The organism is Candidatus Planktophila vernalis (genome assembly GCF_002288185.1).
Taxonomy (GTDB): domain Bacteria; phylum Actinomycetota; class Actinomycetes; order Nanopelagicales; family Nanopelagicaceae; genus Planktophila; species Planktophila vernalis.
Map to the genome: position 1 here is coordinate 910,298 of NZ_CP016776.1, position 25,634 is coordinate 935,931.

Annotated in this window: 27 protein-coding genes and 1 tRNA gene; 13 read left to right on the forward strand and 15 right to left on the reverse strand. The window is 45.1% G+C overall.

What is annotated here, in order from left to right; all coding sequences use genetic code 11:
• Positions 1-35: 35 nt before the first annotated feature.
• Positions 36-1,412, reverse strand: a complete 1,377-nt coding sequence (locus A7sIIA15_RS04770; protein ID WP_095686029.1) for a glycoside hydrolase family 1 protein — start codon at positions 1,410-1,412, stop codon at positions 36-38.
• Positions 1,409-1,903 carry a heme-binding protein gene (locus A7sIIA15_RS04775; protein WP_095686030.1) on the reverse strand — a complete coding sequence of 165 codons (495 nt, stop codon included), beginning with the start codon at positions 1,901-1,903 and terminating at the stop codon, positions 1,409-1,411. Before A7sIIA15_RS04775 ends, A7sIIA15_RS04770 begins: the two co-directional genes overlap by 4 nt.
• Positions 1,904-1,980: 77 nt before the next feature.
• Between A7sIIA15_RS04775 and A7sIIA15_RS04780 the strand changes: the two genes are divergently transcribed.
• Positions 1,981-2,949, forward strand: coding sequence for an aldo/keto reductase (locus A7sIIA15_RS04780; RefSeq protein WP_095686031.1), 969 nt, complete (start codon positions 1,981-1,983; stop codon positions 2,947-2,949).
• On the opposite strand, the gene A7sIIA15_RS04785 is transcribed toward A7sIIA15_RS04780, so the two are convergent.
• Both A7sIIA15_RS04785 and A7sIIA15_RS04790 read right to left on the reverse strand, forming a co-directional pair.
• A complete protein-coding gene (locus tag A7sIIA15_RS04785; protein ID WP_095686032.1) occupies positions 2,946-3,650 on the reverse strand; it encodes an SDR family NAD(P)-dependent oxidoreductase in 705 nt (234 codons plus the stop codon). The two genes, A7sIIA15_RS04780 and A7sIIA15_RS04785, sit on opposite strands and share 4 nt — an antisense overlap.
• A 19-nt stretch (positions 3,651-3,669) precedes the next feature.
• A complete protein-coding gene (locus A7sIIA15_RS04790) occupies positions 3,670-4,680 on the reverse strand; it encodes an aldo/keto reductase family protein (protein WP_095686033.1) in 1,011 nt (336 codons plus the stop codon).
• 136 nt (positions 4,681-4,816) lie between these two features.
• Between A7sIIA15_RS04790 and A7sIIA15_RS04795 the strand changes: the two genes are divergently transcribed.
• Positions 4,817-5,503, forward strand: a complete 687-nt coding sequence (locus tag A7sIIA15_RS04795) for a ThuA domain-containing protein (RefSeq protein WP_223298235.1) — start codon at positions 4,817-4,819, stop codon at positions 5,501-5,503.
• Positions 5,504-5,508: 5 nt separating this feature from the next.
• Here A7sIIA15_RS04795 and A7sIIA15_RS04800 read toward each other — a convergent pair whose 3' ends face one another.
• Both A7sIIA15_RS04800 and A7sIIA15_RS04805 read right to left on the reverse strand, forming a co-directional pair.
• Complete coding sequence (locus A7sIIA15_RS04800; RefSeq protein WP_095686034.1) at positions 5,509-6,684, reverse strand: glycoside hydrolase family 5 protein; 1,176 nt, start codon at positions 6,682-6,684, stop codon at positions 5,509-5,511.
• Complete coding sequence (locus A7sIIA15_RS04805; RefSeq protein ID WP_095686035.1) at positions 6,681-7,865, reverse strand: acyltransferase family protein; 1,185 nt, start codon at positions 7,863-7,865, stop codon at positions 6,681-6,683. Before A7sIIA15_RS04805 ends, A7sIIA15_RS04800 begins: the two co-directional genes overlap by 4 nt.
• Positions 7,866-8,143: 278 nt before the next feature.
• Here A7sIIA15_RS04805 and A7sIIA15_RS04810 point away from each other — a divergent pair, with 278 nt between their 5' ends.
• The 5 genes from A7sIIA15_RS04810 to A7sIIA15_RS04830 all read left to right on the forward strand — a co-directional run bounded on the left by A7sIIA15_RS04810 (position 8,144) and on the right by A7sIIA15_RS04830 (position 12,212).
• Complete coding sequence (locus A7sIIA15_RS04810) at positions 8,144-9,412, forward strand: ABC transporter substrate-binding protein (RefSeq protein WP_095686036.1); 1,269 nt, start codon at positions 8,144-8,146, stop codon at positions 9,410-9,412.
• A gap of 106 nt (positions 9,413-9,518) precedes the next feature.
• The gene (locus A7sIIA15_RS04815) at positions 9,519-10,436 is read left to right on the forward strand and encodes a carbohydrate ABC transporter permease (RefSeq protein ID WP_095686037.1); all 918 of its coding nucleotides are present in this window, start codon (positions 9,519-9,521) and stop codon (positions 10,434-10,436) included.
• A gap of 1 nt (position 10,437) precedes the next feature.
• On the forward strand, positions 10,438-11,304 hold the full coding sequence (locus A7sIIA15_RS04820) for a carbohydrate ABC transporter permease (RefSeq protein WP_095686038.1): 867 nt from the start codon (positions 10,438-10,440) through the stop codon (positions 11,302-11,304).
• A gap of 124 nt (positions 11,305-11,428) precedes the next feature.
• Positions 11,429-11,830, forward strand: a complete 402-nt coding sequence (locus A7sIIA15_RS04825; protein ID WP_095686039.1) for a hypothetical protein — start codon at positions 11,429-11,431, stop codon at positions 11,828-11,830.
• 10 nt (positions 11,831-11,840) lie between these two features.
• Positions 11,841-12,212 (forward strand): hypothetical protein, encoded by a 372-nt coding sequence (locus A7sIIA15_RS04830; protein ID WP_095686040.1) that lies wholly within the window; start codon positions 11,841-11,843, stop codon positions 12,210-12,212.
• A 6-nt stretch (positions 12,213-12,218) separates the two neighbouring features.
• On the opposite strand, the gene A7sIIA15_RS04835 is transcribed toward A7sIIA15_RS04830, so the two are convergent.
• Positions 12,219-13,952 (reverse strand): hypothetical protein, encoded by a 1,734-nt coding sequence (locus A7sIIA15_RS04835; RefSeq protein WP_150123726.1) that lies wholly within the window; start codon positions 13,950-13,952, stop codon positions 12,219-12,221.
• A 32-nt stretch (positions 13,953-13,984) separates the two neighbouring features.
• Complete coding sequence (locus A7sIIA15_RS04845; protein ID WP_095686043.1) at positions 13,985-14,746, reverse strand: SDR family NAD(P)-dependent oxidoreductase; 762 nt, start codon at positions 14,744-14,746, stop codon at positions 13,985-13,987.
• Positions 14,747-14,789: 43 nt separating this feature from the next.
• Between A7sIIA15_RS04845 and A7sIIA15_RS04850 the strand changes: the two genes are divergently transcribed.
• Genes A7sIIA15_RS04850 through A7sIIA15_RS04860 form a run of 3 tightly spaced genes read left to right on the forward strand, consistent with a single transcriptional unit; the run spans position 14,790 to position 18,009 of the window.
• On the forward strand, positions 14,790-16,010 hold the full coding sequence (locus A7sIIA15_RS04850) for an acyl-CoA dehydrogenase family protein (protein WP_095686044.1): 1,221 nt from the start codon (positions 14,790-14,792) through the stop codon (positions 16,008-16,010).
• Positions 16,007-17,032 (forward strand): phosphotransferase family protein, encoded by a 1,026-nt coding sequence (locus A7sIIA15_RS04855; RefSeq protein ID WP_095686045.1) that lies wholly within the window; start codon positions 16,007-16,009, stop codon positions 17,030-17,032. The genes A7sIIA15_RS04850 and A7sIIA15_RS04855 overlap by 4 nt, the downstream gene beginning before the upstream one ends.
• Complete coding sequence (locus A7sIIA15_RS04860) at positions 17,029-18,009, forward strand: zinc-binding dehydrogenase (protein ID WP_095686046.1); 981 nt, start codon at positions 17,029-17,031, stop codon at positions 18,007-18,009. Before A7sIIA15_RS04855 ends, A7sIIA15_RS04860 begins: the two co-directional genes overlap by 4 nt.
• On the opposite strand, the gene A7sIIA15_RS04865 is transcribed toward A7sIIA15_RS04860, so the two are convergent.
• The 3 genes from A7sIIA15_RS04865 to heR are packed head-to-tail and all read right to left on the reverse strand — an operon-like array spanning position 17,998 to position 19,442.
• Positions 17,998-18,243, reverse strand: coding sequence for a mycoredoxin (locus tag A7sIIA15_RS04865; RefSeq protein WP_095686047.1), 246 nt, complete (start codon positions 18,241-18,243; stop codon positions 17,998-18,000). The two genes, A7sIIA15_RS04860 and A7sIIA15_RS04865, sit on opposite strands and share 12 nt — an antisense overlap.
• A 32-nt stretch (positions 18,244-18,275) precedes the next feature.
• Entirely contained in the window at positions 18,276-18,635 is a 360-nt protein-coding gene (locus A7sIIA15_RS04870) for a hypothetical protein (RefSeq protein ID WP_095686048.1), read from the reverse strand.
• A 45-nt stretch (positions 18,636-18,680) separates the two neighbouring features.
• Positions 18,681-19,442: a heliorhodopsin HeR gene (gene heR, locus A7sIIA15_RS04875; protein WP_095686455.1), complete on the reverse strand. Its 762-nt coding sequence runs from the start codon at positions 19,440-19,442 to the stop codon at positions 18,681-18,683.
• Positions 19,443-19,490: 48 nt separating this feature from the next.
• Here heR and A7sIIA15_RS04880 point away from each other — a divergent pair, with 48 nt between their 5' ends.
• Together A7sIIA15_RS04880 and A7sIIA15_RS04885 are read left to right on the forward strand one after the other, a co-directional pair.
• Complete coding sequence (locus A7sIIA15_RS04880) at positions 19,491-20,045, forward strand: DUF4287 domain-containing protein (RefSeq protein ID WP_223298236.1); 555 nt, start codon at positions 19,491-19,493, stop codon at positions 20,043-20,045.
• A 42-nt stretch (positions 20,046-20,087) separates the two neighbouring features.
• A complete protein-coding gene (locus A7sIIA15_RS04885; RefSeq protein ID WP_095686049.1) occupies positions 20,088-20,762 on the forward strand; it encodes a hypothetical protein in 675 nt (224 codons plus the stop codon).
• Positions 20,763-20,808: 46 nt separating this feature from the next.
• On the opposite strand, the gene A7sIIA15_RS04890 is transcribed toward A7sIIA15_RS04885, so the two are convergent.
• Positions 20,809-20,883, reverse strand: a tRNA-OTHER gene (locus tag A7sIIA15_RS04890).
• Positions 20,884-21,053: 170 nt separating this feature from the next.
• Positions 21,054-21,341, reverse strand: coding sequence for a DUF1905 domain-containing protein (locus tag A7sIIA15_RS04895; protein ID WP_095686457.1), 288 nt, complete (start codon positions 21,339-21,341; stop codon positions 21,054-21,056).
• A 63-nt stretch (positions 21,342-21,404) separates the two neighbouring features.
• Here A7sIIA15_RS04895 and A7sIIA15_RS04900 point away from each other — a divergent pair, with 63 nt between their 5' ends.
• Complete coding sequence (locus A7sIIA15_RS04900) at positions 21,405-22,262, forward strand: hypothetical protein (RefSeq protein ID WP_095686050.1); 858 nt, start codon at positions 21,405-21,407, stop codon at positions 22,260-22,262.
• Here A7sIIA15_RS04900 and A7sIIA15_RS04905 read toward each other — a convergent pair.
• Complete coding sequence (locus A7sIIA15_RS04905) at positions 22,252-23,745, reverse strand: UbiA family prenyltransferase (protein WP_095686051.1); 1,494 nt, start codon at positions 23,743-23,745, stop codon at positions 22,252-22,254. The genes A7sIIA15_RS04900 and A7sIIA15_RS04905 overlap by 11 nt on opposite strands.
• Complete coding sequence (locus tag A7sIIA15_RS04910; protein WP_095686052.1) at positions 23,733-25,622, reverse strand: primary-amine oxidase; 1,890 nt, start codon at positions 25,620-25,622, stop codon at positions 23,733-23,735. Before A7sIIA15_RS04910 ends, A7sIIA15_RS04905 begins: the two co-directional genes overlap by 13 nt.
• Between the last annotated feature and the right edge of the window lie 12 nt (positions 25,623-25,634).

Consider the following 25,634-nt stretch of genomic DNA (forward strand, 5'->3'; position numbering starts at 1 on the left):
AGCAAGCAAAAAGAGCAAAGAAGAGTCCGGGGGCTCTATTTCTTTGAAGCTCTGATCAGATCTCTATACGCCAAAGCGCTATTTTTAGGTGTTCTGCGCATGTTATTTTCATAATCCACATGGACAATGCCAAATCTCATTGCAAATCCCCATGCCCATTCAAAGTTGTCTAAGAGAGACCATAAGTAGTAACCATGCAAATTTGCGCCATCTTCATATGCTGAAATACAGGATTTAATATATTGCGTTAAATACTCTTCGCGTTTTGTGTCATGCACTTTGCCATCAGCACCTGGACCATCGCCGTAGCAGGTTCCATTTTCTGAAACAAAAATAGGAATATTTGGATACTGCTTGGTGACTCGTAGCAAGACTTCCTTGATGCCATCTGGCGTCCACGACCATCCCATGTCATTTCGCTCTGTACCAAAACCAGCACCAGATGTACTGGTTGTGCCAGGGAATAATCCAATTCCATTTCCACCGGCTTCAAAAATATCAGCGTTGTAGTAATTAACTCCGATCCAATCACGACCCTGAGAGACATCGCCAATCTCGCTTTGATCGCAGAAAACCCCAGTTTCTTTCTCGAAGAGTTCAACAAGATCTGCAGGGTATGTACCTTCATACATTCCCTGCATCCACCAGCGATTCTTATAGCCATCGACAATAACTAGGTCGGCTTGAGCTTCGGGTGTGGAAGGGCCAACTAACATAGGATTTGAAAGGTTATTAACTGCGCCCACTAAGACATGCGGTGAAATCGCTTTTATCGCCTGTGAACCGCGTGCATGTGCACGCACTAGTTGATGAGCAACTTTTACGGCCGTTGGAAAGTCACGAATTGCTGGTGCATGTTCGCCGGTCAGATTTCCCAGCCATGCAACGCACCATGCCTCATTAAAGGTGGCCCAATATTTGACTCTGTCACCGAATTGCCGAGACATTTCTCCTGCGTACTCAGCATAAAGATCAACAACTTGTGGGTTGGCCCATCCACCGATTTTTTGCAGTTCACTTGGAAGATCCCAGTGGTAGAGAGTTAAGTTAGGTTCAATATTTCTCTCTAGTAAGCCATCGATGAGTCGGTTATAGAAATCAATTCCTTTTTGGTTAAAAGCTCCAGATCCACCTGGTTGCACGCGCGGCCAGGCAATTGAGAATCGATAAGAATCTAGGCTCAAATCCTTCATAATATTTAAGTCTTCTTCAAGCATCTCAACGTGTTCAACTCCACGGTGATTTCGTCCAGTGCCATCTTTAATTGCGCCCGGGACATCACAGAGGTCATCCCAAATACATCGGCCTCTATTGCCAGATGCGTGACCTCCTTCAATCTGATGTGAGGAGGTGCCTGTTCCCCAAATAAATGATTGCGGAAGTGAGGATGTATCTACGTCTCTCAGGCTCATTCTTGTAATCCCTCTCCAGTTTTAAACGCTCTTATCCCCGCAACAGCTAATCTGTGATCGTCAGGTCCGGCTAATCCGCTCACGATTAAGGTTGCCGTCATACCTTGATTTTTTACATGCAGGGGCACTGCTCCGCCATTGGCGGCATAGGCATCTTCTGGGAGCTTGTTAGCTTCATACCAAGATAGTCCTAGCTCTTCGCACTTCACAAGTTCTAAGAGTGAAGAATTCTGTGAATGATTCACTACGGCCCACTTCCTGGAAATCCAGGAATCATGACCATCAGATGAGCCTTCCAAGCTGATGTGATAAACCGTCCACGAACCCAGCCGAACTTCGATTGATACAGGCAGCTTTTTATGGGCAGCTAAATCAGCTGTCGCCTCCCCGATGCGCACAGCATCGGTGAGGGAAAGGGAATCTAAAACCAGGCTCTGCGCCTCAGCAATGAGTTCGGCGCTGGAGTATCCGCCGGTTTCAACTAAATCCACCCTGAGAGGCTAGCATAGTATGAGAGCGCTCTCAATCATTTTAGGGATTACTCTTTTATTTGCCAAAGGGGGTACCGATGTCTCATAACACCAAGGTTGTCCTTAAATCTGGGTTAGAGATCCCACAACTAGCTATCGGGACCTCAGCATTTGGTGGCCTCTTCGCCGCAGTCAGTGATAGTGAAGTAGCGCAAGTTGTTGAGAGTTCTATTGAGCATGGAATTAATTTCTTCGACACCGCCCCGCATTATGGAAAAGGATCAGCTGAAAAGAGATTAGGAAAAGTAATTAAAGCTTATCCCCGAGAGAGCCTTGTGATTTCAAGCAAGGTGGGGCGCCTACTTGTTAAAAGCAACGGTGGCGATGATCCAGGGTGGGAAAACTCTGATCCACTAGTGGAGCGGACCTTTGATTACTCTGCCTATGGAATTGAGAAATCTTTAGAAGATAGCCTTAAGCGTTTAGAGCTTGAGCGCTTAGATATGGTCTTTATTCACGATCCAGATGATCATGCAGACCAGGCGATCACAGTTGCATATCCAGTTCTAGAAAAGATGCGCAATCAAGGATTAATCACTGCCATTGGTGTTGGTATTACTACAACAGCTATTCCAACACGTTTTGTGCATGAGACAGATATAGATGTGGTTTTAATGGCTCTTCGATACACCTTGCTCGATCAAAGCGCAGCTCTTGACCTACTTCCTGCAGCGCTAGAGAAAGGAGTTTCCGTAATAGCAGGTGGAGTCTTTAACTCAGGAATTCTTATAAACCCAGGCAAAGATTCAACTTTTAACTACATGCCAGCCTCACCTGAAATAGTTCATCGCGCTCAAGTAATTCAGAAATTTCTTTCTGAGCACAAAACCTCTCTTGCTCAAGTTGCCATGCAATTTCCACTGCGCCACCCAGCAATCTGCGCCGTTTTAGTCGGATGTCGAAGCAGGGATGAGGTATTACAGAACATCGCTGACTTCGACACAGTTATTGCCGAAGATATTTGGCTTGAGATTGAGGACTTCCTTTTTTCTTTGCCGAAAATTTAGAAATCTATCTCCTGGTTTCCATGCCAAAACTTTCCAGTCTCACTCCAGTCAAGTGAGCAGATTTCCCACATTCTTTCTCCGCCATCAGATGGCTCTCCTGGTGCACCAGGACCGCCCAAATCAGTCTTTAGCCAACCTGGGTCAAGTGCGTTCACAGCAACCTGTCCTTTGAGTAAGCCAGCCCACAGAATTGTCATGCCACCTAGTGCATATTTTGTAAGACGATAGGTGGGCATATCAGGTGACTCTTTGAGCGCTTGAAGACTTCCTGCACCTGAACTGACATTAACAATGCGTGGTTCACTGCCTGCTTTAAGAAGATCTTGGAGTCTAAAGATCAGCTCATGCTGTGCAAAGACATTGCAGCGCCACTGATCATTGAGTAGTTGCAATCCTTCTTCCATCCAATCTGACTTATATGTTTGAACGGCAGCGTTATTGAGCAACATATCAAGTGAATCCCACTGTGCTTTAACCGCTTGAGCAACTGCTGCCGGAGCTTGTGCATCATCAAAGTCAGCAAGCAATGGTGTGAAATCTCCTAGCTGCTGCAAAATTGTAGTCGTAGCCTTGAGCCGAGTTTCATCTCTGCCCGTACCAATCACATGAGCTCCAGCTTTCAAGAATAGCTTTGAGGCTTCAAAGCCAACGCCGCGGGATGCGCCTGTGATGAGAATTCGCTTGCCTTTAAAATTTGTCATTGGATTCTTTCATTTCTCGTTAGGCGCGTGGATTAGGACTTTGGTTTTTGCGTGGATCTGTTTCAGCATGCGGACTCAATATCTTATTAATCTGCTTGATAACTTCAGGAGTTAGCGAGATTCCTGAGCCCTTTGCATTCTCTTTTACTTGCGCAGGAGTTGTTGCACCCATAATTGCACTCGAGACATTTTCATTACTCAGAACCCATGCAAGGGCTAACTGAGCCATCGTGATATTGAGTTCTTTAGCAATGGGCTTAAGTTCATGGACTGCTGCGAGAACATCATCTCGAAGCCAACCCGAGATGAAGCCTGCTCCACCTACCAAGCTGTTCTTATCTGTAGCTCGCGAATTTGCTGGTGGCTTCTTGCCTGGCAGATACTTGCCTGTAAGCACTCCCTGACACAAAGGAGAGAAGACGATTTGCCCAATACCTTCCCGCATTGAAAGAGGTACTACTTCTTTTTCAATGACTCTATAAAGGGCTGAGTATTGCGCCTGATTTGTAATAAATCGGTTGTAGTTATTTTTATCCTGAATCGCAAGTCCTTTTCTGATCTCCTCTGCATTCCACTCAGAGACACCTACGTAATGAACTTTTCCTTGACGGACAAGATCATTAAGCGCACTGACAGTCTCTTCTAGGGGTGTCTCATGGTCATATCTGTGACAAATGAGAACATCAAGGTGATCAGTTTGAAGTCGCTTGAGTGAATCGTGGAAGGATTCAAAGATGTGTTTTCTTGAGAGCCCGCGGTCATTTTTGCCTTCACCGGTTGGCCAGTAGATCTTGGTAATAAGCTCATAGGATTCACGCTTTACTCCTTTGAGGGATTTACCCAAGACGGTTTCTGCACGGCCAAAGGCATAGCTATCTGCCGTATCAAAGGTTGTGATGCCTGAGTCAAGAGCAGCTTTCACGCACTTCTTTGCCGCATCAGAATCAACCTGTGAGCCATGGGTGATCCAGTTTCCGTAGGTAATTTCAGAGACATACATGCCCGTGCTGCCAAGTCTGCGGTATTGCATTCCTACTCCTTTATCGCGATATTTGAGAGCGCTCTCAGATTCGGGTGAGTCTATAGCCCATCGACCCCAGATTCAAGAATTTTCAAGTTAATCTATGACCATTGAATTTCGTAGTTAAGAAACTAGGTATCGCTCAGTGAAAAGAACCTTAATCGTTCGTGGGGGCCGACCCGCTCACCAGCCTGTCGAGACGACTGAGTATTTCCGCGATTTTCTTGAGTCTGCTGGATTCTCCATACAGGTTTCAGACTCCCCCACCATTTATTCAGATAAATCCGTCATGTCGAAAATTGATCTCATCATTCAATGTATTGAAAGTGATATCGATGAGCAATCAACCCAAGGCTTACTAAATGCCGTGGCTGATGGAACTGGGTTCGTAGGCTGGCATGGCGGAGTGCTTGTCGGCTTCCCTCGATCTGAGGCGTACTACCAAATGATTGGTGGCAAGTTTGTTGCCCATCCTGCTAAAGCGCCGGCCGAGCGCAGTGGAAATGAAGATGACTTTTTTATCCCGCACACCATTGAAATCACACCTGAAGGAAAGTTACATCCAATTACCCAGCAGCTTAAAGATTTTGAATTAATCACAGAGCAGTACTGGTTACTCACCGATCCCTATATGCACGTACTTGCCACCACAACTCAGCTGGCTCGTGAGGGCGACCCTTGGGATAGTGAAGTTACCTCACCTGCAATGTGGGTCCGAAAGTGGGGCAAGGGGAAGATTTTTATTTGCAGCCCAGGTCATAATCTAGATGTCGTAAAGAATGATTCAGTTACAACAGCAATACAAAATGGACTTATCTGGGCATCCAGGTAATGTGATTATCGCTGCGCAACTAATTTCTTTTGCACTTTTATCAAATTGAGAATAGTAGGCATTTTCTTCTTTTCTAAAGTGACAAGATCTGGCGTGAGTAAACCACCTGTGTCTGCGGAGCCAGGATTCCAAGCCCAGTAGGTCCAGCTCATACCTTTTTTGCCAAGGTAATCCGTAAAGGCTTTCATCCATCGCCCGCTGATTGTCTTGGTAGAAAAATCCTTTGCGCCAAATTCACCTATGAGGATTGGAGCAATCTTCTGATCATGGATATATCCAAATCCCTTACTCCAGCGGTCGAGCAGGTTTTTCTCAAGGTTTTTCGAGATCAGCCATGGCTGTGGTGAGACTTCCGGGCCATATTCATGGGGAGAGTAAACAACCTTATTGGCTACTGGCAGACGCACTGGATTATTTCTGACTCCCTCGAGATTGCCACCCCACCAATGTCCAGATAATTTCTGTCCACCAGCAACTTGGTTCTCAATGCCTTCAACAATAATTAGTGGGTTCGGATTAACTTCTTGAATGGCAGTTCCAGCTCTTTCAGCGGCGCGCCTAAAATCAGTGGCAGATCCATCTCCCCATGTCGCTTTTCCATGAGGCTCATTCTTTAAGTCAAAACCCACAACATTAGGTGAATCTTTGTAGCGAATTGCTAGAGACTTCCACATCTCAACCCAATCATCTTCTGTGTAACCTGCCTGGCCATACCAAAGATCATTTCTATATCCCTGATCAGCCTGTGAGTGGTTATCCAGAATAATCATCAAGCCTTGCACGTTGGCCTCGAGAATGAGTGCATCCAGAACTTCAATCGGTGATTTATCTTTAAGTTCTCTATTTGAACCAATGTAATCTGCAACTGAAGAGACTTCTTTTCCTTTAGTCAAAGTCTGCATTGAAAATGGAATTCGAATCACATTAAAGCCGGTCTGCTTAATTTGTTTAAGCATAAGTTTATAATCTCTAGCATTGAGTCCTATGACTGTTCCAGGTTCATTTTCCATTCCATACCAGTTGACGCCTTGCAAAATTACTTGTGCGCCAGAGGAGTCAACAATCTTGTTTCCTGATGTAGAAAGTGGAAATTTTGGTGAGAAGGCCTGTGCTGCCGGAATTGCATAGAGAAATGTGGAGGACAAAATCGCTGACAGAGCTATAAACATCCGAGTCTTCATGATGAGATCTTTCTACGAGCTCGTTGAAGAATTGGCTTCTCAAAGAAATACCAACTCAAAGATGCAATAGCCACTGCAATCGCAATAACAATCAAGCTCAATCTTGTCCACTGCCCTATATCTGTGATTCCAAAGTAGACATAAGACTCCTTGAAACTTCTCTGGAGAATGTTTTGAACCACCTGATGCCACAGGTAAACACCAAAGGAAATCTTAGAAATCCAGACAAATAATGCATTATCAACGACTTTGTAGGCATAGTGGCTCATGGCAATGCAGACTAAAGCAGCGGCCATGATGATTGCATAGATTGGAGAAAGATAGGCTTGCTTGGTCAAGCTATCTGGTGAACCAGGAATTAACCGAACTCCGACCACTGCAACTGCTGCCAATAGAAGGCCTGCACCTGCGATATCAAAGCGGATCGAATCTGGCTTAATGTTTTTTCGTAAGCGAGCAATTACTAATGCAGCAATTGAACCCACTAAAAATTGAGAAAAGAAAGAGTTGACGTTCCAATATGGAAGCCAGGCTTTTGCTCCCCCGACTAGACCTTTATCCCATCCTTTTCCATCCTCACTTGTCATGAAGGTTTCAATAACCCAAGGATTTACTACTACCTGTAGCAGAATGAGAACAAACACAAGTGTTGCAAAAGCTTTCAGAAAGCTTCCTGTCTTTTTGATAATTGGATACAAAAGGAAGGGAAGAATGACATAGCAAGAAACTTCTAAGCCGATTGACCAAAGTGGACCGTTGAGTTCGGCAGGAAAAAAGGTTGAATAGTGATAACTATTAATAAAAAGTAATCCCGAAATAAGCATGTTGAAGTTCACAGGAATGTCATAGAAATACAAAGCAATCAATGTGCAAAGAATGAGATTAAGCCATGTGGCGGGCACAATACGCGCCACGCGTGCGATGGAGTAGTTCTTGATTGATGGGTGTGAGGTGCCATTGATGAAGGAGATCCAAAATGGATAAGAGAGCAATGCGCCAGAGAGTACGAAAAAGAGACTAACGCCCACCTCTCCGCGCATGCCAAAGTGGTGAATGCTTGCAAACCAGCTTGGTGCTGAATCTGGATTCATCTTTTGTGTCAGGTGGTGGAAAAGTACGAGTAAACAAGCCACGGCACGGAAGCCATCGGCCCCCCTTATATGCAGGGATTGACGATTCATGGCTTGTCCTTTCCACTCCTGTCAGGCGGACTCCTCCGCAGAAGGCTTTCGCGAACTGTAATGCAAAGTAGGCAATTTTGAGAGCGCTCTCTAGAAATAGCTTCAAGCCGTGAGAAATGAGCGTAATTACCAGATAACAATCAGATAACAAACTGTAAATTGCCAGGTTGACCCCTTGTTATTCGAGGCCGAGAGATGAATTATAAGAGCGCTCTCATGGCTCATGGAGTTCATGCTTGGGAACCGTTCTCAGGGAGCACATTTAATCCGGAGGATACATGTTCAAAAAAATTCGAAAGGTTCGAATTCTTGCTGCATTTGCAGTGATGGGAGCTCTTATTGCCCCAGCTGCTCCTGCAGTAGCTGCTCCAGTTGAGATTACTCTCAGCTGCTTTAATGATCTCAACCTCTCTAATCTTCTAAAAGAGTGGGAGACGGTCAACCCAAACATCAAAGTTAAGGTGAAAACAGCTGATTTCAATGCTCACCATGATGGTTTGCTCACTCAGCTAATCGCTGGTTCAGGACCAGATATTGCTTGCGTAGAAGTTGGATACTCTTCCCGATTTAAGGCATATCCACAGTTGTTTACCAACCTTGGAAAGACTTTCAAAGCAAACACTCTTGAAAAGACTTTCATTAACTGGCGTTGGGAGCAAGGAGTTGCTCGCGATGGAACCATCATTGGTATTCCAACAGATGTCGGCGGACTTGCAATGTGTTACCGCCAAGATTTGCTCAAGAAGGCTGGCCTTCCAAATGAGCGAGGCGCAGTTTCTGCTGCAACCTCTACACCAGAAAAGCTCACCGCGTTTGCACAAAAGTACGTTACTGCAACAGGTAAGCCATTCCTAGATAACGTTGGTTCACTATTTGAAGGTGTTTCTCGTCAAGGTGCTGACGGCGTGCAGTTCTATGACAAGAAGACTGACAAGATCGTAGAAGTTCCACAGGTTAAGAAGGCTTATGACCTTGCTGCAACTTTTGCAACTAAGAAGCTTTCAGCTGAAATTGAACTATGGAGCAGCGACTGGAACCAAGGAATGGGCAATGGAGCTTTTGCTGCAATGCTTTGTCCTTCATGGTTGCTTTCTAACATCCAAAACAATGCAAAGGATATTCCTGGTGCATGGGATGTAGCGCAAATGCCTGGCGGCGGAGCTAACTGGGGTGGATCACAGCTTGTGATTCCTAAGTTCGCTTCTCACCCTAAGGAAGCTTGGGCGTTCATCAGCTGGGTTCTAGCACCAGCACAACAGCTAAAGCTCTTCCTTGATAAGGGTGTTCTTCCTACAACACCAGCTGTTTACAAGGATCCAAAGTTCTTAGCTGCTAAGGATGTTGCTTGGAATAACGCTCCAATTGGCAAGATTTACTCAGATGTAGTTATGGCTATTAAGAAGCCTATCTACGAAGGTAAGTACCAGGTATCTGTTAAGGATGCCTACAACGCAGCTGTTGGTCGCATGGCTTCTGGTAAGCAAACTCCAGCAGCTTCTTGGGCGCAGCTCATGAAGGAAATTAAGAAGATTAAGGCTCTTTCTTAACCCTTAATCTCCTTATGCAAGGGGCGGGTCTGGGGGTGGTAGTGATTCATTCACTACCACCCTCGGTATTCCCTAATTCGTAGAATCGCAACAATGATGGAGAGAAATGAAACTACCGATAATTAATCGAGCTAAGAAAAAATCTTCAATTCGTGCTGGAGAGGGTCGCCTTGCATTCTTTGCGGTTTCTCCATTCTATTTTCTCTATTTGATTTTTGGTATTTTCCCAATTCTCTACACAAGTTATATGGCTTTCTTTAGCTGGGATCCACTTGGGGAAAAAATCTTTATTGGACTTGCAAACTTCACAAATTTACTTGCCGATGACACTCTCTGGAAAGCGCTAAGAAATACTTTGAGTATCTGGGTCCTTGGAACTGTCCCCCAACTTGCTCTAGCCCTTTATATGGCAACTCTTCTCAACCGCACTCGCTTGAGATTCTCAGGCTTCTGGCGTTCAGCTATTCTTATTCCTAACGTTACTTCAGTCCTTGCAATCGCTGTTATTTTCAGTTCTCTCTATGGTCGCGATTTTGGATTAATCAACTATGCGCTCAGTTTTTTTGGAATTGACAAGATCAACTGGATGAATGGAACATTTTCGAGCCACGTAGAAATTGCAACCATGATTATTTGGCGCTGGACGGGCTATAACGCCCTTATCTACCTGGCAGCTATGCAGTCCATTCCCAAGGAGCTCTATGAATCAGCCCAGCTAGATGGAGCCAATGCCTGGGAGCAATTCAGATTTATCACTCTGCCCGGCATACGAAATGTTCTCATCTTCACGGTGACCATGTCCACAATCGGTGGCCTTCAGACCTTCAATGAACCATACATTCTTGGCGGTATCACAGGTGGAAATGATAAACAGTTCTACACACTAGCGATGTTTCTTTATGAAGAAGCTTTTAGAAAATTCCAATTCGGTTATGGAGCAGCAATTGGAATATTTATATTCTTCTGTGTTGTCATTTTTGCGATAATTAATGCGACTATAGCTAGCAAGATTGCGAAGGACTAACATGACACAACTTGTAGCAGTTACCCCGCGAAAAACTAAGAAGCGAATCCAACTTGGGTCATTTGCGGCTTATGTAGTTCTCTCAATAAGCACATTTCTAGTTGCATTCCCATTTTGGTGGATGTTGGTTGTAGCATCAAATAAGAAGAATGAGATTGCTAAGAATCCCCCACGATTCACATTGGGTGATGAATTAGGAAATACATTCGATGTTATTTTTCAATATGCAAATATTAGTCGGGCAATTCTGATCTCATTCACAATTGCATTTACTATGGCCATCTCTCATATCTTCTTCTGCACCTTTGCAGGCTACGCTTTCGCAAAGCTTAAATTTAGGGGCCAGAAGCAATTCTTTGCATTTATTCTCCTGACGATGATGATTCCAGGGCAGCTGGGCATAATTCCTATGTATATTCTCGTAACCAGGCTCGGATGGAATAATGACCTCAAGGCCATTATCGTTCCTGGTTTAGTTTCGGCATTTGGTGTGTTTTGGATGCGCCAGAGCATTAGTGCCGTCATTACCGATGAAGTGATCCAAGCTGCTCGTATTGATGGTGCATCTCCGTGGCAGATTTATACCAAGATTGTGTTTCCACTAGTAAGGCCAACAGCCTTGGTAATGGGTCTCTTCTCGTTCTTGAATGCATGGAATGATTTCTTATGGCCGATGTTGATTTTGGATGGAGATAAACTTCTCACAATCCAGATGGCAATTGCACAAATGAAAGAGCAGGCTTACTTAGTCAACCATGCGGCTCAAATGGGTGCAGCTTTCTTTGCCACTCTCCCACTCATCATTCTTTTCTTCCTTGTATCCAAGCAGCTTGTTAAAGGTGTCATGGAAGGCGCAATTAAGGGCTAGTGAGCTCATGTGTGACCTTTAGGCGTAGAGGCTTGCTAGTGGCTCTTGAGCACCCGGTAAAGCCACTAACTCTTAGGTGCAGGGCTCATGTTCGCAACCGCACCTATGCCTCTACCCTTACAGCATGCGCCCTAAAACAATCATCCTCATCTGCGCAGGAGCTATTAACGCCCTTCTTATCTACCGCTACTTCTCCACCTTAGTTACTGAGGGCAACCGCAGCGCTAACGGCTTTGGCGCGCTCTTTCTTATTCTCTTTCTCGCTTTGTTTAATGCAATCCTCTTTGTGATCTTTTTTGTGAAGAAAATACCTTTAATACGCGCAGGCCTGGTCATAGCCTTTTTGCCTATAGCCCTTGCCTTTCTTACATCCCTCATCAATGGCACATCCATGTTTGATGAGGGTTCAGGAAGTGGTGGCTATCTCTGGTTGTTGATGGGCAGTGTGCCAATAGGGTTTTTACTTGTTGTAATTGGCGCAATTGTTGCCCTGTTTAAGCGCCTCAAGCCAAAGGATGGGTTGTAACCTCTTATCTATGAACTACAACGGAATTAGAACTACATTAAAAGCTGGCTCTATGGTCTTTGGCGCATCTGCGCTCTTTCTTCTTATTGCACCTTCTCTTTTTCTTGATCTTCTAGGTCTAGATAAGAACGAACCCATGATCTGGTCCATGCGCATGATTGCGATAACTCTTGTGGCCTTAGCTGGGAACATGTGGAACAACTCTAAAAACAGCACGGATAGCGGTGTGGGCAACGTTGCAAAGGTGATGTGTGTGAGCGCAACTGGCCTCGGGGTGTTAACTCTTATGATTCCAGGTGAAATCACCTGGTTTAGCTACCTTTATGCTGCTGTTGGTTTTGGCTTTGGCTTAAGTTACTTAATCAATATTGTGCGCAAGTAAAACTACTTAGGGACACGGTAAGTCGCGCAGCTGAAAGCTTGGCATGACCAATCGTTCACCTTTGCCATTTTTTTCTGTAAAGAACTCAGTCATGGTGCGAAACTCCTTTTTACAGACCAGCCCTTTAATATCAATAACTAAAGGATTTCTTGAATCATTGACATAGCCCGTTTCAAAGTAAACCTTCTGGAAGTCCACTACATCTGTTACATAGAGCCTGTATGACTCATGGCCTGTCACATTCCAGGTTGCTCGGCCTTGCAGTGAACCAGTAGGGACTATGTCCCCTCTAGTGACTCGTATAGGTGAGGTGGGTTGGCCAGGATTGTTATCTGCTGGCTTTGGTGGAGGTGGAACAAACTTATCAATATCTGTTTTTATAGCTTCAAAGAGAACTCCATCATCATTGCTATCAATAACGGTGAACTGCCAACCAAGCATTGATTTGGATTGTCCTTTTGTGAGGACAGAGTTTTGCGTAAGGATGGGTCCTTCTCCGTGGCCTACATAGGTGTTGATGAGATAAAGAAGCAAACCTTTCTCACTTCCAGAGCCTGGGCGCACCTCAGCTGCAAGTGTCACACCAGGTGCAAGGTTAATCGTGAGCAACTTGGGATCTGTGGTGGTGTCAGCATCTGTGAGGTAGTGAGTGGAAGATTTTTGATCACTCAAACAACGAACTTCATTTTCATAGAGCCAACCCATGAGCAATCTGTTCCATTCAAGTAATCCAAGGCCTCTAGAAGAGTTAGCCATCAAATCCCACTTGTTGGGAACATCCATATCTGATTTACGCAAAGTGCCTGAGGTTTGACTCTGCGCCTCACTAAAAAGATAGAGATCTTCAAAAGAAAATAGTGAGTGCCCTAGTTCGTGAACCCATAGCGTGGTGTTGGTTATGCCACCTGCTAAGAGAATGGCGTTAATAGTGCCTGTTTTGGAGTTCTTCACTTTGAGGCCAAAGGAGGCTTGAGCCGATCCCAGACCACTCTGGCCTGGCATTCCGTTTCCTGTGATGAAGGCAAAAGTGTCGTAGTCATCAAATTTAAAGCTGCTCTTATGTTTGTTAATCACATCTGAAATTGTTGAGAAGTTATCAACTCCCCAGACTCCACTTAATGGATTATCTGCATCGATGGCCCACCACTCAGACTGAGGTAAAACATCGATGACTAGTTCAAAGCGGCCGGCAGAGAGCTTTTGAAAGGACTCTTTTATATAGGGAATAGTTTCGTTAAGAAGATCTAGATCTGAGGAAAAGACTTGACCTCGTTGTATCTTTTCAAAACGAAATGGAAGGTCATTAAATCCCATGGGAATGATTAACATTTTCCCAAGTTTTTTCCCATACACAGTTTCAGATGGTCTTGGAAAACCATTTCTATGCTTTAAAACCCCTCCATAGTGTTGATCTGGGGTCTTATCTTCAGTCTTGCATGTATCCAAGGCTGTTAGCCCAGAAATCAAGGTTATACGTGGGTCCGATGCAAGCAGGTTCTTAATCTCAACTTTTGTTTCTGGACTTGGCGCAGGTGCAGGTTCGGCTTTCTTGAGCGCAACCCCTTTATTCCACACCAACTTCTTTCCTGACTTAACACAGGTGTATTTGATTCCGGCTGATGTGCTTGTTTGGCCAACTTTCTTACAAGCTGTGCCAGGCTTTGGGGCAGCTGCATACACAGGTGAAGAAAGAGAGAGCAGCACAACAATCGCTAACGCTAGATGCGATTTCCTCTGCATAATCTCAGCCTAAGTCAAAGTGTTGAAAATGACTACGGCATCACCAATCCACCATCAACTGGCACGGTAATCCCTGTTACATAACTAGAAGCATCACTGACTAACCAGATTAGCGTTGCTGCTAACTCCTCTGGATCTCCTAGGCGACCTGCTGGTGTGAACATCTTGACCATCTCGACCATATCTTTTGGTAGTTCATCACTCATCTCTGAAGGAAAGAAACCTGGAGCAAGAGCATTCACTCTGATGTTTTTGCGCCCCGTCCACTGCGCAGCTAGATCTCGGGTTAAACCAATTAGACCTGCCTTAGAGGAGGCATAGGCTGCTTGTGGCAGACCTTGAGGCTTTAATCCCAAGATGCTTGAGATGTTAACAATAGCGCCGCCGCCTTTGTTTGCTCTAGCAAAAGCTTGAGACATCCAATAAGCACCAAAGAGATTGACATCAATAACAGATTTAAATTGCTCTGGTGTTTCATGGGTTGCAGGAACTGCTGTGCCAACACCTGCGTTATTAACCAAGATATCAACGCGGCCAAACTTTTCCATGGCCAGAGCAATGAGTGCATCGCAATCCTCAACCTTTGTCACATCTGTTGTGAGGGCTGCGTATTTGCGCCCAGTAGCTGTTACTAGAGCACCTGTTTCATCCAGGCGATCTGTGCGACGAGCACCTAGAACAACGTCTGCTCCTGCCTCGGCTAAGGCTTTAGCAAATGCAACGCCAAGACCTGAGGATGCGCCGGTGACCACTGCCACTTTTGAATCTAAACGGAAGCGGTCCAGAATGCTCATTCTTCTTCTCCTCAAATTGGGTAACTATGCGTAAGGTTAAGGCATGGACTTCTCCTTAAGCGCTAAGACAAGCCAATACGCAGCCAAACTGCAAGCTTTCATGGACTCTGATGTTTTTCCATCAGAGGCAATCTATGAAAAACAACGCGAAGAGTTAGCAGCTGCCGGCAAACCACATGGCCTTCCCCCTGTTGTGGAAGAGCTCAAGAAGAAAGCTCGAGCACTTGGTTTATGGAATCTGTTTTTGCCACATAGTCACAACCCAGAACATGGTTTATCTGTGACTGAGTATGCAACGCTGGCAGAGATAACTGGTTGGTCTCCTGAGTTAGCACCAGAGGCAATCAACTGCGCAGCACCTGACACAGGCAACATGGAGCTGCTAGATATGTTTGCAACCGAGGAACAAAAGAAGACTTGGTTAGAACCACTCCTTGATGGCCGTATTCGTTCTGCCTTTGCAATGACAGAGCCTGATGTGGCATCAAGTGATGCTAGAAACATTAGAACCTCTATTACTACTGACGGTAATGATTTCGTCATCAATGGCACAAAGTGGTGGACAACAGGTGCGATGGATGAGCGTTGTCAGATTCTTATTGTGATGGGCAAAACTAATCCTGAAGCAGATGATCACCATCAGCAATCTATGGTGCTGGTGCCGATGAATACTCCAGGAGTTAAAGTTGAGCGCAACTTAACTGTCTTTGGTTATGTGGATCAACATGGTCATGCTGAAGTTTCCTTTACGAATGTGCGAGTACCAAAGACAAACCTTCTTGGGGCCCAAGGTGAAGGCTTTGCACTAGCCCAAGCCCGCCTTGGTCCTGGTCGTATTCATCACTGCATGAGAGCTATTGGTATGGCAGAACGTGCTTTGTCTCTGATGATTAAGCGCACGGTCTCACGTGAGGCTTTTGGTAAAGAGCTTGTAAAACAAGGAGTAATCCAAGAGTGGATTGCCCAAGCACGCATTGATATTGAACAAGCACGTTTGTTAGTACTCAAAGCTGCTTGGATGATTGACACTGTTGGAGCAAAAGGTGCTCGCAAAGAGATTGCTGCAATCAAGGTGGCTGTGCCACAAATGGCAGAGCGCATTATTGATCATGCAATACAAAGCTATGGCGGAGCAGGAGTAAGCCAGGACACTCCCCTTGCATCCCTCTATGCAGGCATGAGAACGCTGCGCATTGTCGATGGCCCAGATGAAGTGCATATTCGAGATATTGCACGTTTAGAAATCAAGCCTTATTTGTCATGAAGGATTTAACCGCGGTCCGCGAAGAGGATCGCTTTGATGTTGATGCCATGCATGCATGGTTGCAACCTTTTATTACCCATAAAGATGCTCCGCAGGTTATGCAGTTTAGAAGCGGTGCATCCAATCTGACTTATCTTTTGCAATACCCAGGACAAGAGTTAGTGCTGCGCAGGCCGCCCGTTGGAACTAAGGCAGTCTCTGCTCACGATATGAAGCGTGAGTTCTTAATTCAATCTCGCTTAAAGCCAAGCTATGACTTAGTGCCCAAGATGTTTGCATTATGCGAAGACCACTCCATCATGGGCTGCGATTTCTATGTCATGGAGCGGGTTGTGGGAGATATCTTTAGGAGAGATATCGAAAAAGATATTACTTCCAGTGATGTTGCCATCATGGCTGATTCGCTCATTAATGGTCTGGTGCAACTACACGGTGTTGATGCCTCTGTTTTAAGTGAGCTCAACAAAGGTAGTGGCTATGTGGCACGCCAGGTGGAGGGTTGGTCAAAGCGATATCGCAACGCTTTAACTGATGATGTGCCAAACGGTGAAAAGGTAATGGCGTGGTTAGATGCCAATAAGCCAGAAGATGTTGATTCCTGTGTCATCCATGGTGATTGGCGCATAGATAACGTTGTATTTGATTTAGAGAAAGCACGAATTGTTGGCGTATTGGATTGGGAGCTTGCAACAGTTGGTGATCCTTTGATGGATTTAGGTTCCTCCCTTGCCTATTGGGTGGATCGAGATGATGAACCTGCTTTTGCATCCCTTCGTCGCCAACCTAGTCACCTAGAAGGAATGCCCACACGCAATGAGTTTGTGCAGCGCTATCTAGAGTTAAGCGGTCGCACATGCGCAGACTTTACTTTCTATGAAGTCTTTGGCCTCTTTAGATTAGCTGTGATCATTCAACAGATTTGGGCCCGCTATAAGGTGGGACAAACAACTAATCCAGCATTTGCTGGCTTTGGCGATGCAGTGAACACATTGATTAACCGAGCAGAAGGCAAACTCACATGAGAGCAGGAAGAATAAGCGTTTCTACACGCGCCTTTGAGGTTGTCGATGTGCCAACGCCAGATGCAGGGGCTGGGCAAGTGAGAATTAAAGTAGGTGCTGCTGGTGTGTGTTTATCTGATGTGCACTTTCTAGAAGGCATTTTATCTCCCGGCTACCTAGAGGGTGATCACGTCACACTCGGTCATGAAGTAGCAGGAACTATTGATCAAGTCGGCGCAGGTGTCACAACATCTACTGTTGGCGATCGAGTTGTAGTTATTGCCGGTGAGCGCAATGCAAACCAACAGATAACAACGATGGGCTTTGACTATGACGGCGGCTGGGCCGAATACGTTGTTACTAAAGCAGAGCTCGTTGCAAAGATTCCTGATTCATTGGCCTTTGAACAAGCAGCAATCATTCCAGATGCTGTTTCAACACCGTGGGCCGCAATTACATCAACGGGACATGTTGTGGCAGGTGAGAAGGTCGCTGTCTTTGGTGTGGGGGGCCTTGGAATACATGCTGTGCAACTACTTAAAATCATTGGCGCATCTGTTATTGCAATTGATCCTCGTGAAGATGCACGCTCTAACGCTCTAGCGCGCGGCGCCGACTTTGCCTTTGCCCCTGATGATGCTGAGTTAAAAAAGCACCGTGGCTTAAACGCAGTCTTTGATTTTGCAGGAGTATCTCCTGTTAGAAAACAGGCGTTATCTATGTTGGGTGAACAAGGGCGCTTAGTTATTGTTGGTATTGCTAATGAACCTATTGTGATTCCAAACGATATGGCCTTTACCTACATGCGTACACAGATCATGGGCCACTATGGCTCAGAGGCCCATCACGTAACTGAGCTCATTGAACTTGCAGCCTCTGGGCGTTTGGATCTCTCTCACTCAGTAAGTGAAGTTTTACCTCTTGAAAGCGCCGGAGATGCGTTGGATAAGTTAGCCAACAAAGTTGGCAACCCAATCCGTATTGTTCTAAAGCCCTAAAGAGGCCAACTTCTCCACTACTTGCTTGGCAGATGGGTTAGTCATTGCCTCTCCATCACTAAATACAAGTGTGGGCACGGTGCGATTTCCGCCATTGACCTTCTCAACAATCTCAGCAGTTCCTGGAACTTCTTCGATGTTGATTTCATCGAATGTGACACCAAGATCTGCAAGTTGTGATTTAAGGCGCTTGCAGTAGCCACACCAGCTAGTTGAATACATGACAAATGACATGAGCTTCTCTTTTCCCTTTAGCGCTCTTAGATTTATGCTTTTTTAGTCTGGCGCCAGTGATAGAGATATAAAGGCGCTGCCACGACAATAGTAATAAATGAGGTGAAAATTCTCTTCACCGCTTGAATCTGGTTATTGCGCTCTTGCTGATCAAGTAAATCAGCTGATGGTGAGTTTTCAGGCTTTGAGTAGATATCAACATAGGCAGGATCAGGAAAAACTGCATTCATGATTGCATTGATGAGAGAGACTGTAGAAAAGAGAACAACAAGCAAAGTAATCAAGCAGACGGCATAGAGATAGAGAGAGCGCCAATCCACTCGATCATGGTGGGTTTCAATGACCGTTGTCTTAACAGATTTCTTTGCAACGGCCTTTTTAGCTGTGGCCATGTGCGCCTCCTTCTTTTTCGATGATGAAACTAGCCTTGAAAGCTCTTAGCCAACAAGGGTTGAAGCAAAGATCTGCCAAGCAAGTGCTGATTTAGCGATCAGTGAGAGCGTGATGTAGGTCTTCTCTCCCCTGATGTAGTTACTCCACTTGCCCACCTTTTTATATTGCAAGTACTGCACGATGGCAAAAGTATTAAAGAGAACAAAGATTGAGATAACAACGCCATAGACAAATGCTGGTGCCTTAGCCTCACCAGGCCCACCTATTGCAAAGACATAGAAAACTAGGCTTAGCCAAGGAACGATGCCTGCGATGCAGCCAAAAATAAATGGAAGCCAGCCGCCATTTCCTGGGCTCTCATACTTTTCTTGCAAACAACCAAAGAGAATCATTGAGGCGTTCACACCAAAGATTGCAATAAGAGCGCTCACATCGCTCACACCACATATCTGAGCGATTAAGACAATCATTACTGATGAAGAAATGCTGTATTCAACCCAACGGAAATAGTTACGCTGCGCAGCTATCCCGGTGCTATAGCGACCAAAGTACTGCGGTGATGCAACCAGGAAGTGAAAGAAAGCAGATAGACCTAGAAAGATTGCAACTGTCAATCCCACTGGGGTGTTCAGTAAAGTGATGGGATCAGCAAAAGTACTTCCTGGTGGGCCCGACATATAGCGGGCAACGATGGGAAGTGAGAAGTCATTAGAAAGTGCTAGGACCACAAGCATTTGGGCTAAGTGGAAAACACCAGCGATGAGGTTGTAGCGACGAAGTGTGGATGAAGTGATCTCTTTGCTCATGAGTACATAGTGCCAGTTACCAGTTGCGTTATTGGGTATTCTTGGCATGTGGCTACTAAAGATCCCTCCCGTGAGGCGCATTTTCCTTCTATAGAGAAAAAGTATGGACGCACAATGTCCTATTGGTTCTCTGTAATGAAGGATTTAGCTGATGAGAAATACCCAGCTCAGATCGCATTCCTTCGTGAAAACCATGGCTTTAGCCAAGCTCATGCAAATGCCCTTGTTATGTATTCCAGGGGCTCACTAACAACCCGCAAATTTGAAACTCCCACACAGTTCTATCAATCAATTGGTAAAGATCAAGCTAAAACGATGCGCACAATCTTTAAGGCAATCACAACCAAATACCCAAAGGCAGAGCTAGTTATTGCGTGGAACCAACCAATGATGAAAATTGATGGCCATTACGTCTTTGGTGCAAGTGCTTCCAGCAAGCACATCTCTATCTCCCCATGGAGCACAGATGTCATTGATGCCTTTGCCCACAAGATGGAAGATCTGGTGGTGAAGAAAAAGACGATTGGTGTGCCCAACGATTGGGATGTTGATACTAAGTTGATTCTGGCGATGGTTAAGGCGAGGTTGGCGGAGTGTAAGTAGGGTCGCACCCGATTTGTCACTTGATTAGGGCACTATAGAGCCATGGGATTTTGGGCCAACCTAAAAGCGAAGAGGGCACATAAGAGCGCCTTAAGAGAATATGAAATCAGTTACGCTGATTGGGAGCGTGATGTCGAGATCTTCACAAAGATTAAGGAAGCTTTCGCCTTAGCTGCAAAAGGTGAAGATGCAGCTTCGAATTTAACTGTGCAAAAACCAGGTGAGTTTGTTTTGTGGACTGGGCAAGGTCAATTCCATGAAACTGGAAGAACTGCTGGGCGTTATGAAGGAAGCAGTCAGGGCGTAAGCATTCCTATCGTGGCAGGCATCCGCTATCGCGTTGGTGCCAACCGTGGAACCTTCGTTTCGGGTACTGAGATCCAGGTTTATAAAGAGGTGGGAGAAGTAGTTTTAACAACTGAGCGCTTGATGTTTAACGGCATGATGAATACCAAAGAATGGCTATTTTCTAAATGGAACGGGGCTGCCACTACTAGTGATGAAAGTGATTACATTTTCCATGTGAGTAATCGTCAAAAGACTTCCGGTATTTTGTTTCAACCAAGTACTGGCCGCGAATTTAACCGCTTCCTTGCACAAGCGTTGATCTCTGCAGAACAGGGAATCAGCGCAGTCAAGCCTGTTCTCTCAGAAGTTTTAAAGGGTTTGGAAGAAGATAAACCTAAAAAACCGCTGCTAGAACTTTCTTCATCGTAAATAAAAGTAGCCCCACGCGACGAACTGTGAGGCTACTTAGAGTGTGTACCACTGGCGGGATTCGAACCCGCGTCCCATGGCCTACGTCAAAGACCTGCTCTATCCGCTGAGCTACAGCGGTACACAAAGAGGAACGTAGAGATAAATCAGATGAACAATTCATACAAAAGAATATTTGTGGATAACAGAGTGCTACTGTTTACGTACTACGTCAAAGGCCGCTAAATGCGAGCTATAGTACAAAAGCCTCACAGATAAACTTCTGTGGGGCTTTTGTGTTGTTAAAGCAATCTAGAGATCAAAAGAGAGCCTCACATCAACTCTCTGCCCTAGCTCTAACTTCTGTGGCAAACGAATAGCGTTCTTAATAGGTACTAAATAAGCACCATCTTTAGGTATGAGTGCGGTTTTCCATTGGGTTGTATTGATTGTGACATTGGTGTGTAGGACTCCCCAGCCATAAGTCTTTGCTGCTGCAATAACCTTTATCTCCTCAGTGATATCTGCTGGGGTTTGAATGAAGTAGAAAGGTGCAGGACCACGCCACTCAATGAGCTCGTTTGTGAAGCGTAATTCCATGGCAAAAGTGTAATGGTGAGCGTGTGTGGAGAGGTTATCCACAAAAAATCCCCCATACTTCAAATGAATATGACAGAGATGGGCGCTAAGTTATCCCTTGTGAAGAAAACTATCGCCATCGTTCTCGCGCTGCTGTTTTTGGCACCTGCCACTGCCGTGGCCGCTAGCGATAAGTTCTCAGATTCTCAAACCACGCTTTCTTATTCGGTCTATAAGCCAAGTAATACTTTGGGATTAAGAACAACAAAGTTTTCTCTCCTTCCCTGCCAGCCAGATGAACAAGATTGGCTCTTTGTTCAATACGGTGGAACTGTGCGCTATTTGCAGATCATGCAAACAATGGCTGGCGTTAAATGCTCTGATCCTGGTCTTTCTAAGTTTCTAAAAACAGTTCTAGTAAATGGCATCAAAGCTAAGGCCTATGCCTACTGCGACCCTTCACAAATGTCTGTAGCTGCTTATAAGCGATGCGGGATTGAAGATATTGGCCGTGTGGGTGGTTATTTGATGTTCACAACAAAGGCTGTCAAGGGATTGAGTGCAACAGAGATTCAAGTCCAAGGTATTGGTGGAATCACTTATGCCCAGTTAGTAGCTGTGGCAAAAAGTTTAAAAACTGTGAAGGCAAGTGGTCGACCACTTGCTCAAGTTCTACCGCCCATCATGATTGATCCCCTCACCACAACAGATGTCTCTGTGCGAGCAGGTAGTTCTATTGTGTTAACGGTTGCCGACCCAGCTAAATGGAGCGCTGAAGTATTAAGTGATGGAATTGTTTCCTTTGTTCCAGGTGGAGATCAAGGTGGATTCATAACAAATCCTGCTCTGAAAGCTCTGATATCTGGTGCCACCACAGTCAAGCTAGTTAATTCAGATGATCCAACTAAGGTCTATCAGTTAGAGATAATTGTTAACCCTTAGGGTGTGCTAACAACCAATCCATGACTTGCAGGGCGAACGATGAATCAAGTATTGGTCCGTGGGAACCATCTTCTACAGTCCACAATTCAACCGATGCGCTAGGACAACTGTAAATAGTTGGAATAGTTTCTTTTCCCTCAAGGATAGTGATTAAATCGAAGGCATTATCCACTCTTGGATTGAGTGAACACTGATTAATTCCTGCCCAGCGCTTCGCACTTTCCTGTGCTGAAGTAAATAAATTTCCCAAAATCTGACCACCATCGTAATTAATGACATCATCATTGGTGCCATGAATGTGTAAGACACTTACAGTAGATTTAGCTCCGCAGTTATCTAATGCAATATCCATAGCACCAGCCAATCCTGCGATAGCTGCAACTGTTTCAGGCTTCGTGCACGCAAATTTATAGCTCATAAAGTGTCCGTTGGAATGGCCAAAAAGATAAATACGTTTAGGGTCAACTGAAACCTTCTTAGATATTTCATCTATCAAGCCTTGAATATATGCGACATCATCGACTGGATTGGCATTGAAATTACAACATGCTTCAGAAGCATTCCAAAATTGATTGCCCTGACTATCTATAAGGCCATCGAGAGCTGCATAGATCACGCCTCGCTTATTTGCCGCAACGTCCATCTTCGCAAAACCTTGTTGGTCGGCGCTCGAACCCGAATAACCATGGAGATCGATGATCAAAGGCGCAGGAACGCTTTGTGAATAGCCGGTGGGCAAAGTAACAAAGGTAGGACGATCTCCCCCAACGCTAAATACAGATGAGTCTGCACTTTCTTGAAATTCTATTGACCTGAAATCTTTGCTCACAGGACTTTGATTGAAGATAAAACCGACAGCTACGGCGAGAATAATTGCTATAGCAAGCGAAATCTTCTTCCCCAAGCGTTGTGGCAAGCCCCCAATTGCGCTAGTTCTATCTTGTTCCAAATCTTTGATCACATTGAGAAAATGAAAGGCGACACCTAGGAGCGAGCCAGCTGCCAAAACCCACAATGGTGGTGTGCGATTTACTGCATAGAAAATCGAACCTGGCAAAGCAGCACATGCAATTGCATAAGGAAGTGGTGAAAGAAGTGAGAACTTAAAGTAGAAGTTGTATGCAATTCCGCATCCCACACCTAACAAATAAACACTGCCACCCTTTAATCCCAGAGGACCAATCAGATTTGCAATTACTGCAATAGGAATAAATATAAAGGTTGTTTTACGTAGGTTTTCCGGCGTGATAGTTCCTGCAACTAGAGGCTTATTAGTTCGATTATGTTTTAAATCATCTTGGTAGTCATAGAGATCATTGCTCCAGCCAATGATTAATTGGCCAAGAAAGACTGTGAAGGCAATGAAATATGCCGGGCCTTCCCACCAGAGTTGTACGCCCAGAACAAATGAAATTGCAGTAATAAGCATGGTCGGCCCAAAGTGAGCCGCTTTTAAGTAGGCGCGAAGTTTTAACAATCGCATGCAGTATCAACGGCCTCTGATGAAGCAACATCCATTGCAGGACTTCTCCTAAAGAAACCAGATGGCTTTAAGTGAAAGCCTGTGCGCTCTACTGGCATTACTGGCCAATCCTCTGTGCGAGGAATGTGGTTAGTTCCAAATACATGCCAAAGAACAACGTCAGTGTTTTCAATTGAGCGATCATTTTTAGTCCACTCAGGAAGACCTGCACCACCCTCATGTTGGAATGGATAATCTCCTGCTGGATAGCGCTCTGATTCAACGTTAGGTGTGACCCACAAGTGGCTATACATAAAGCCTGCTCGCTTACCTAACACAGATTCTTTATGAGCAAGTGGATAGGTGGTGTGACCCGGGATGAGTTTGTAAGCAATTGAGTGCCCAACATGATTTTTCTTATTGGGGTTAACAACTTTCCAAAAACGAGACTTAATCGGATCAACTAAGCGCTGTGCTGCACTCTCACTCTTAAGGACAGTCTCACTTGTTTCATAAGCACCACCATAAGGATTCTTCTCCCCCACAGGGTGAGCAAATGATTCAATCTCAACAACTGAGTTATTAACACCATCGATCTCTAAATCCATACGAGCACACAAAATATGTTGGTGATATGGCGCCCAAAGTCCTGGTTCTAACTCTGTGGCCGATGGGTGATCGGCACCTGGCTTATCTGCAAGTGTTAAAACAATTCCTGTCAGCTTTGCTTCAAACTCAATTGATCCATCTTGATAGAAATACCAGAAGTATCCGTATTCATAGTTGTTGACCGTAACAATGGAGGATGCAACAAAGCGGCGTCCACGGCGCACTTCTGTGTGACCATCAACGTCCACGTGCTTCCATAGGATTCCAAAGTCTTCTTCATGCATACAGATAGCGTTCTTTATCGTGCGAACGGTGCCATCACCCTCAGTAACAGCAGCATCTAAATAGACAATCTCTCCCAGGCAATCACAGCCAAGAGTGAGTGAGTTAGTGAAGTTACCTAAACCAAACTCTCCTGTGTCAAAAGCGTTTTTGCGATAAGCACCCTGTGCTGGATCACCGTAAGGAATTACTAACTCTGCAATAGATAAGCGGTGAGCAATCTTTCGTGTCTTTCCCTCATCATTAAAGTGCACGTCATGGATTACTAATCCTTCTCGCTGATCAAAGCCAATTCGAAATGTCCAACGCTCCCATTTGATATTCCAACCTTGCACATCAAATGAAGGGCCATCTGGTTGATCAATCTTGAGCTCTTTTAGTTTTACGCTGCCACCGGTTTGAGATTCACGATAAGGCCCAGGTGTCTGTGGAATAGGCACATCAGCGTTATCTTCAAGGCCCACAACTTCTTCAGCATCGATATCAACGATTGCATGCAGACCATGGATTGGGTGAGCATAAAAGTTTGCATCCGGTGTTGGTTGATGCCACATCGGCGTCCAAATAAGTCTGCGACCATCATCTAAGTGCGCTGGAATTTGTGCACCGATTGGCCAGGTCTCCATGTGAACTGTTGTGATGTCATTAATTCCACGGCGAGCAAGGGCCTCAATAACAGATTTATCTTTGCGCACCACATCGAGTGCAACTGCTGATTCAACAACGCTCACCGGAGATTTAGCTCCAGGAATTTCTACAAACTCTTTTGCAACACCATCGGTTGTAATAAGACCTTCACTCACTACAGCCTTTTTGCGATCCCAGATTGTTACGCGGGCTGTGCGATCAAGTTTCTTGCCCGATGAAAGCTCTGCCTTTGTTGGCTCATGTAGTTGCAACATTGCAAAGAGATGATGGTCTTCTAACTTCCAGGCTTTTCTAGAATGGGCAACGATTAACTCTTGCTCACTATGGCTTAATGGATCTAATGGATGCGGGAATGACATTGGGTGAGTATA